Origin of the sequence: Mesorhizobium sp. M7A.F.Ca.CA.002.04.1.1, assembly GCF_004022805.1 — a bacterium.
In the GTDB taxonomy this organism is placed as follows: domain Bacteria; phylum Pseudomonadota; class Alphaproteobacteria; order Rhizobiales; family Rhizobiaceae; genus Mesorhizobium; species Mesorhizobium ciceri.
Window position 1 is genome coordinate 1 of the sequence record NZ_RZPL01000219.1, and the last position, 7,804, is coordinate 7,804.

Annotated in this window: 8 protein-coding genes; 4 read left to right on the forward strand and 4 right to left on the reverse strand. The window is 57.3% G+C overall.

Features of this window, described 5'->3' with window-relative positions; all coding sequences use genetic code 11:
- From ENZ75_RS13830 to ENZ75_RS13845, 4 genes are all read left to right on the forward strand, one after another.
- A partial coding sequence (locus ENZ75_RS13830) for a glycosyltransferase family 61 protein (RefSeq protein ID WP_164887814.1) occupies positions 1-1,690 on the forward strand: 1,690 nt, incomplete at its 5' end.
- Positions 1,687-2,481: an ABC transporter permease gene (locus tag ENZ75_RS13835; protein ID WP_013532720.1), complete on the forward strand. Its 795-nt coding sequence runs from the start codon at positions 1,687-1,689 to the stop codon at positions 2,479-2,481. The genes ENZ75_RS13830 and ENZ75_RS13835, both read left to right, overlap by 4 nt.
- The gene (locus ENZ75_RS13840; protein ID WP_013532721.1) at positions 2,471-3,922 is read left to right on the forward strand and encodes an ABC transporter ATP-binding protein; all 1,452 of its coding nucleotides are present in this window, start codon (positions 2,471-2,473) and stop codon (positions 3,920-3,922) included. The genes ENZ75_RS13835 and ENZ75_RS13840 overlap by 11 nt, the downstream gene beginning before the upstream one ends.
- A 32-nt stretch (positions 3,923-3,954) precedes the next feature.
- On the forward strand, positions 3,955-4,713 hold the full coding sequence (locus ENZ75_RS13845; protein ID WP_164887815.1) for a class I SAM-dependent methyltransferase: 759 nt from the start codon (positions 3,955-3,957) through the stop codon (positions 4,711-4,713).
- Here ENZ75_RS13845 and ENZ75_RS13850 read toward each other — a convergent pair.
- The 4 genes from ENZ75_RS13850 to ENZ75_RS13865 all read right to left on the reverse strand — a co-directional run.
- Complete coding sequence (locus ENZ75_RS13850; protein WP_064995165.1) at positions 4,636-5,418, reverse strand: sulfotransferase family 2 domain-containing protein; 783 nt, start codon at positions 5,416-5,418, stop codon at positions 4,636-4,638. The genes ENZ75_RS13845 and ENZ75_RS13850 overlap by 78 nt on opposite strands.
- 172 nt (positions 5,419-5,590) lie before the next feature.
- Entirely contained in the window at positions 5,591-6,340 is a 750-nt protein-coding gene (locus ENZ75_RS13855) for a class I SAM-dependent methyltransferase (RefSeq protein WP_063167689.1), read from the reverse strand.
- Between the two features lie 94 nt (positions 6,341-6,434).
- Positions 6,435-7,322, reverse strand: coding sequence for a dTDP-4-dehydrorhamnose reductase (gene rfbD / locus ENZ75_RS13860; protein ID WP_013532724.1), 888 nt, complete (start codon positions 7,320-7,322; stop codon positions 6,435-6,437).
- The coding region (locus ENZ75_RS13865) for a GDP-mannose 4,6-dehydratase (protein ID WP_128278145.1) at positions 7,319-7,804 on the reverse strand (486 nt) is incomplete at its 5' end. The genes ENZ75_RS13865 and rfbD, both read right to left, overlap by 4 nt.

Consider the following 7,804-nt stretch of genomic DNA (forward strand, 5'->3'; position numbering starts at 1 on the left):
CGAGGAAGCCAGGGACGCCGAAATCGCAAAGCTCCGTGCCGCAAAAATCCGGGAAGTCGCTGACCTCGATGGCAAGGTGACTTTGCTCAAGCAGGAAGCCAGCCGCTTGCAGTCCGGGAATGAAACCGCTCCTGAGCCGCAGCGCGAAATCACGGAAACTGCGGCGAGAAGCATTCAAAAGGCGCGGGACGCCCAAGCGGTTGAGCAACCTCAGCCGAAGCTGACGACGACGAGCCCGGCGGTCCTGACGATGCCTGAACCCGGTTCGATCAAGGTGCCCCTGAAGTTCAGGGTGGCGCACCGGCTTTACGACAGGCCAATGATGTTCAAGGCCGTCCGCTTTGCCTATCGTGCCGCGAAACGCGTGGTTAATCCGTCCTCTGCAACCGAGCCGGCGCAAAAAAAAAAAGTAATCGCTGATCTCCCGGACCAGGTTGCGATGGCCTCTAGTCGTCACCAGTTGGAAGGGCACGATGTCCAGGAGGTTTCGCTCGAATCCATTGGCAGGGTGGCGTCGAGCAAACAAGAAATGCTCACTTCGAACGAGGATTGCATTTGGACCGCGTTCTCTCCCTGCAACGTCGAGGCTGAACTAGCTCCGCGACTGCACGTCGCGAAAGGCGTGGTCAATGGCGACGAATTCGCTCGCATGCTGAAGACGGTTCCCTATGAGGCAGCGCCATTGCGGTTCGGTCGGTTTCACAATTGTGTGGCGCATCCGATCGCCGTGGCTCTCGTCACCCGGAACAACCAGGTCATCGCCGAAACGATGCGCATCTACCGCTATGTCAGGTCGCAAGTGACAGAGCTTGAATATTTGGTGGAAGACGATGCAGGCGCGCATCTGAAGGCTGAAACAGCGACCGAGATCGATGCGGACGTGATCATTCCCATGCACTACTCCCAAGCGTTCGGCCATGTGGTCTTTGATATGGTTCCACAATTGTTGGCGTTTCGTGATGAGATCATTGCTGAGCGGTTGCGTGTTGTCCTGTCGACGAAAGCGCCAAAATGGTTGATCAGGATGCTGTCGGTCTGGGGCTTCCTTCCACACCATTTTCTTATCCTCGACGCGGCCAGCACCGCTGTCTACAAGTTCCGTTCGGCCATTGTCTCCAATGCTCTGACCACGTTCACCACGTTCTTCCCGCATCCGGAAACAGCCGATCTGATGTCGCGAACGCTCGTGCTTCCCCCGGCGGTTCAAGACTATCGTGCCAGACGGATATATCTCGGGCGTTCAAGCGAAACCACAAATTCCGGTAGGACGATAGCCAACGAAGCCGCGCTTCAGGCTGCGCTGGTCAAGCGTGGTTTCAAGGTCATCGATCCGGCCGTGCTGGCTTATTCGGACCAGATCGACCTTTTCACAGATGCCGAAATTATCGTCGGAGCGCATGGGTCCGCCTTTGCCAACCTGATATGGTCGAAGGCGGGAACGGTGGTTTTCGACTTGATGCCCGACGCCTGGATCAATTTCTGGGGTGCCGGCGGCGGAGTAGTCGAATTATGGATCAGCCGTATCTGTGCCCTGAAGAAGTTCGACTACAATGTCATATTATGTGACTCTAATGGATCATCTGAAACGTGGCAGCCAAAGACCTATGCCATGCAGTCCACGGTTGACGTTGAAGTGGCCATGGACCACATCGATCAGGCGATAAAAGAGCTACACAAGGCCACCCGATGATTAGTCAGCGCGATTTTCAGGTCTTGTCCAATCTTGTTCGCAGGGACGTGAGCAGCAGGTTCAAGGGTTCGTTTTTCGGGATTGGTTGGGCGCTGTTAACGCCGTTGCTCACCCTTTCCGTTTTCACCCTGATGTTTGGCTCCGTGTTCGGCGTCAAATGGGCCGCCGCAGGTGCCAACCAGAACCACTCCGTCGGATTCTTTGCGCTTGCCCTGTTTTGTGGCCTCATGTTTTTCAACTTCTATGCCGAGGTTCTGTCCAAATCGACGGGGGCTATATTGAACAACGCGACCTTCGTGAAAAAGATCGTCTTTCCGATCGAAATTCTGCCGGCGGTGGTCACCGGTTCCGCGATGGTGCAACTCGGAATCAGTCTGGCCGTGCTGCTGGTCTTTACCCTGATCATAACCGGAAGCCTGTCGCTCTATATCTTGCTCGCTCCCCTTACGATTGTTCCTTTCGTCCTGCTGGTGCAGGGAATTGCGTGGGTCTTGGCCTCTCTGGGGGTCTATTTTCGCGACATCAGCCAGATGATCGGTCCGGTTCTGACGGCGTCCATGTTTCTCTCGCCCATGTTCACGCCCCGAACATCGATGCCGGAATGGCTTCGGCCCTGGGTGGTTTTAAACCCGCTGACGGTGCCGATCGAAAATTTCCGTGCCGTCGTCCTCATGGATACCCTGCCTTCATGGTGGGCGCTGGCCGCCTATTTCTGCGTTGCCTTGATCGTCGCGCTGCTAGGCAGGCTGTTCTTCGAGAAGACACGAGGGGGATTTGCCGATGTCATCTGAGCGCGATAGCCGGCCCTTTGCGATCAAGGTTCGCAACGTCACCAAGCGATACACGATGTTCGAGCGGCCGGAAGACCGCTTCAAGCAGATGATCGTGCCGCGATTGGAACGTTTAGTGGGCATGCAACCCCGCCGCTATTACAAGGACTTCGCGGCTCTCAACGACATCTCCTTCGAACTCGGCCACGGCCAAGTGATTGGCATCATTGGCCGTAATGGATCGGGAAAATCCACGCTGCTGCAAGTGATCTGCGGAACGCTTCCACCGACCAGCGGTACGGTTGAAGTCAACGGCCGGATCGCGGCCTTGCTTGAACTCGGTGCCGGCTTCAATCGCGAATTCACCGGGCGTGAGAATGTCCACCTCAATGCCTCCATTCTCGGCGTCCCACGGGAGGAGATGGCCTGGCGTTTCGAGCAGATCGAAAGATTTGCGGAGATCGGCGACTTCATCGATCAGCCCGTCAAGACCTATTCGTCCGGCATGTATATGCGACTTGCCTTCGCTACCGCGATCAATGTCGATCCCGACATCCTGGTCGTCGACGAAGCGCTTGGGGTGGGCGATGAGGCGTTCCAGCGCAAATGCATGGCCCGCATCGAGCAGATCAAGGACGCCGGAGCTACTATCCTGTTTACCTCGCATGGCGCCCAGACGATCATTCAATTGTGTACCAGCGCAATTCTCATCGATGGCGGCGAGAAGATATTGGAGGGCACACCCAAGCGGGTGGCCAGCCAATATCAGCGGCTTGTCAATCTTCGTGGCGAAGAGGCCAGACAAGTGCGTGAAGAGATCAAGACGCTTGCCGGCACTAGCGATTCGGACGGCCCGCCGGTGATTGGCAATCATGCACCAGCGACGAAGTTGCCGACGCAGAGACCCGAACAGTCGGAGATCGTTGATGATGGTTTTTGGGACCCTGCGCTTACCAGCCAGACCATCACGCCCTATGAAGAGACTGGTGGGCGCATTGCCGACGTGCGGATTGTCAACACCGGTGGGGAAATGGTCAACGTGCTGACCCAAGGCTGTGTCTACGCGGTGCAATATACCTTCACTGCAACCACGGACGTCGACGATCTCGCGTTTGGCACCCTGTTCAAATCCCCTTACGGTGTGGAACTGTGTGGGGGAAATACTGATCGGGTGCCGGATCTTCGGCTGAAGAGCTTAGGGGTAGGCGAGTCTGTGCAGGTCAACTTTGAGTTTAAGTGCCTGCTACGGGCCGGAGTTTATTTCATCAACGTTGGAGCGATGGGGAATGCAAATTTTGAAAGACAATACCTTCATCGCATACTTGATGCCGTGATCTTCAAGGTTATGCCGGCCCCGGATGAGATTGACTACGGCTTCTTCAGCCTGGGAATGACCTTCAAGTTGACCCCCGCTGATTTGACCTCGGACACGCCCCTAGTTCGCAAGATTGCAGCCGCCTGAATTTGTTCCGCATCCATTCGGGGCACCGTTCGATGACCAACGATCAAAGACTTCCAAGCGCTTATCATCGCACGGACGCCATCGCCCGAGCGATGGAGTCAGGCGACCATCGCCAGATCATCGGTGGAATGTGGGATGAAATCGGCCGCTTGCAATTCGACTTGCTGGTCGATAATGGCCTGCAGCCCCGTCACAGGCTGATTGACCTTGGCTGCGGCAGTTTCCGGGGCGGGGTCCACTTCGCCAATTATCTTGACGCGGGTAATTATTTCGGCGCGGACATAAATGCTAGCATCATGGACGCCGGATACGACAGGGAACTGGCGCCGTTGGGACTGGCCAACAAAGTGCCGCGGGCCAATCTGCTGGTGACCGGTGATTTTGACGTTGGCAAATTGGGTACCACGTTCGACTACGCCTTGGCCTTGTCGCTGTTCACGCACCTGCCAATCAACCTCATTCGAACTTGCCTTGAGAAGCTTCGGCCGACAATGGCGACTGACGGTAGGTTGTTCGCGACTTTTTTTGTGTGTGATGATGGCCTGCCATTGTGGCGGCCTATCTCACATCCGAGAGGCGGCATAACCACTTACGGTGACGCGGACCCGTATCATTATAAGGTCGCCGACATTGAGTTTATGGCGGGATCGACAGGCTGGCACATCGAAAGAGAAGTTCGCTTCGATCATCCTCGAAGCCAGCGCTGCTTCGTGCTAGCCACGGCGGGACGCACGCCGTGCCCCGTATTCGGCAACCGCCGCAGTACCATCTCTATGGGTTTGATACGCTGACGCCCGCCATCGGACCGCCCAGCCGTAGAGTTGCTGATCGATCTCGGTCAACGTCGCCAACAGGTCCAGGGTCGATGACGGCAGTTCTTCTCGCATCGTTCGGACCGGCGCTGCGTTGATCCGGAAAACGTTCGACGATGTATCGCCAAGCGCGGCGAAGATTGCGGCGTTGTCGGCCTCGAAATTCTCCACCAGCCCAACGTAATCGAAGCGAGCTAGGTTGGCTTTGGCCCGATCGAGGAGCTCGTCCGGCGGCAACCCGCCTGGCTCGATATCGCTCTTGCCGACCAACGAGGCGCCCCAGCCCGACGCCAGTTGGCATGCTTGATGATTCCACATGTGCGAAGCGAACTTGGAGTCAGCCGTCTCTCCTGCCCGAAAGAACATTTCAGCATCGTTGTCATGTGCCAACGTATTGATTTCATACTCATCTCTCGTCGCGCCACGACAGTAGCTGTAATATGAAAGCAGCCGTTCAACGGGATCCCGGAGGAAGGTAAAGCTGTAACGTCCCGTCATGAAGCGTTCAGCGTAATCGAAACCGAAATGGCCGGATACCATCATCAAGGGTTCGAGTTGTTCCGGTGTGCGGCTGAGATAATCGCCGTGCATGCAGCAATTTTCTCGACCATACAGCTCGGATGCCTTTGCAAGTATGGACGTCCCGGCGGTCTTCTGAATATGAAGGAATAGAGCAGGTATCATGCAGGTATCACATCCAGATAACGGAAAAGTGAAAACCTACTTGCGCTGACAGCGTCGCAGAGTCAATTGGGCTGTCGCCTTTCGAAAAGATGCGATCTTCCGACTTATAGGAGCGGGCGCGCGGGGGGCAGACGAGACCAACCCAGTCACCCGCTCGGCCATCGCTTCCATATCAGGAACTCTTTCCGCATCCGTCGAACGGCCGGTGCCTTGCCGCGATATTGAGCGCCGTTTCACGAACGATTTTGACCGACTTCCAATAGTCGTCATACTCGTCCCGATTGTCAGCTTTGAATGTCTTCAAGATATCATCATAGGCGTCCTGCAGAACCGTGCTCTCGGGGTTGAGATTGGTAACGACGACCAACCCGGTCGGCGCGCAGTCCGTGACAGTCACGGATAGATCGGGACGATACTTCAGCAGGGTGGGAACTACCTTCCATACGTCACCTGCCCACCACCCTGGAAAGTTGTTGTCAGCAGGTTCGATCGCCGTTTTCATATCCCTGGTGGTCATCTTGTAGCCGGGAGGGAGACAGTCGTGCAGCAGAATGATTGAGCCTTCCGCGCACTCTCTTTCGGTGTTGATGAAGTCGCGCAGGAGGAACTCGAACAGATGCATGCCGTCTAGAAAGGCCAAATCTACAGGCTTGCCCAAAATCTTGCTCGGACGCGTTTTCTTGAAAAAATCGTCGCTGGTCTGCTGATAGAGAAAGCAGCGGGGCTTGGAGCCAATGATGTTCTTTGCACAGACAAAGTAGGGATCGACCGCTACCGTTTCACACTTGGCCAGCTCAAGAGTATTTCCAAACTGGACTCCAACTTCGAAATAGGATCGCGGCCTTAGGGCCGAGTGGATATCGGCGATCGTCTCTAGGTAGCTTTTCCCGACGACATCTGGTCCGTGGTTGGCATCCTTCATTCGCAAGTACTCCAGGCGAGTCGATATTGATCTGTGTGGTTGCCGCTCGTATCATCGTGGCCTGACACTGCAATCAGATGACTTTGGCAAGGTCCTACAAACGGGCCGTCAGCCGCTCAACCACCTCGTCGCACGCGGTGTACCAAGATCTGCACCGCCAGCCGAACGTAGCGGCCATTTTACCGCAGTTGAGGCGTGAATTCGCAGGACGTTTCGCCTTCGTCGGATAGTCTGACGTCGAAATGCCGCGCACCGCAGCGTACGGCCTGCCCCTTTCCAGACTCGTTACGAAGACGCGCTGTGCAAACTCGGCCCAATTTGTGTCGCCGTCGCCCGCCACATGGTAGACGCCCCACTCCGCAAACTTCAGGTCCGCCTTGAGGTGCCGCGCCATATGAAAGATGCCGTCGGCGATATCAAGTGCCGATGTTGGATTTCCCCACTGATCGGCCACAACCGAAATCTCGTCGCGGTCAGCGGCCAGCCGCAGCATGGTTTTCACGAAATTCTTGCCGAACGGGCTGTAGACCCATGCCGTGCGCAGGATCAGATGGCGCGGATTGGCCGATGCAACCGCCTGTTCGCCGGCAAGCTTGGAGGCGCCATAGACGCTGCGCGGTGCAGTGGCGTCGGTCTCGACATAGGCGCCATGGGCGGTGCCGTCGAAGACATAGTCGGTCGATAGATGGATGACGGGAACGCCAAGCAGCGCCGCCGCTTGCGCCACCTTGCCGGCGCCGACGGCGTTCACCGCGAATGCCAGATCGGGCTCGTCCTCGGCCTGATCCACCGCCGTGTAGGCGGCAGCCGACACGACGATATCCGGCTTCACGGCCGCGATGGCTTCGATCACCGTGTCGGGTCTTGCAAGGTCGAGTTGCGGACGGCCAATGGCGATGACCTCAACGCCGGCGGCCGCCTGGGCGGCCTCCAGGAGGCTTGCCGCGACCTGCCCGTCGCGTCCGGTGACAACCAGCCTCACGCCGCCCCCTTGCGTGCTTCGCCCAGCCGTTCACCGGCGTAGCGCTGCTCGCGGATCGGTCCCCACCACCATTTGTTGTCGAGAAACCAGTCGACGGTCTTGGCGAGGCCGCTGTCGAAATTCTCATTGGGCGTCCAGCCCAGGTCCCGGCCTATCTTCGAGGCGTCAATGGCATAGCGGCGATCGTGACCGGGGCGGTCGGTGACGAAGGAAATCAGGTCGCGATAGCTCTTGCCCCCTGCCCGCGGCCGCCTGCTGTCGAGCAGATCGCAGATCGTCTCGACGACGCCAAGGTTCGTCCGCTCGGAATTGCCGCCGACATTGTAGCTTTCGCCGGACAGTCCCCTGGTCGCGACAAGTTCCAGCGCGCGTGCGTGATCCTCGACGAACAGCCAGTCGCGCACATTGGCGCCGGCGCCATAGACCGGCAGCGGCTTTTCGTCGAGCGCATTGAGGATGACCAGCGGGATCAGCTTTTCGGG

Excerpts from the sequence above, each read along its gene's own strand:
- ENZ75_RS13845 (WP_164887815.1), top strand. The coding sequence starts at position 3,955 with ATGACCAACGATCAAAGACTTCCAAGCGCTTATCATCGCACGGACGCC.
- ENZ75_RS13835 (WP_013532720.1), top strand. The coding sequence starts at position 1,687 with ATGATTAGTCAGCGCGATTTTCAGGTCTTGTCCAATCTTGTTCGCAGG.
- ENZ75_RS13850 (WP_064995165.1), bottom strand. The coding sequence starts at position 5,418 with ATGATACCTGCTCTATTCCTTCATATTCAGAAGACCGCCGGGACGTCC.
- ENZ75_RS13855 (WP_063167689.1), bottom strand. The coding sequence starts at position 6,340 with ATGAAGGATGCCAACCACGGACCAGATGTCGTCGGGAAAAGCTACCTA.
- ENZ75_RS13840 (WP_013532721.1), top strand. The coding sequence starts at position 2,471 with ATGTCATCTGAGCGCGATAGCCGGCCCTTTGCGATCAAGGTTCGCAAC.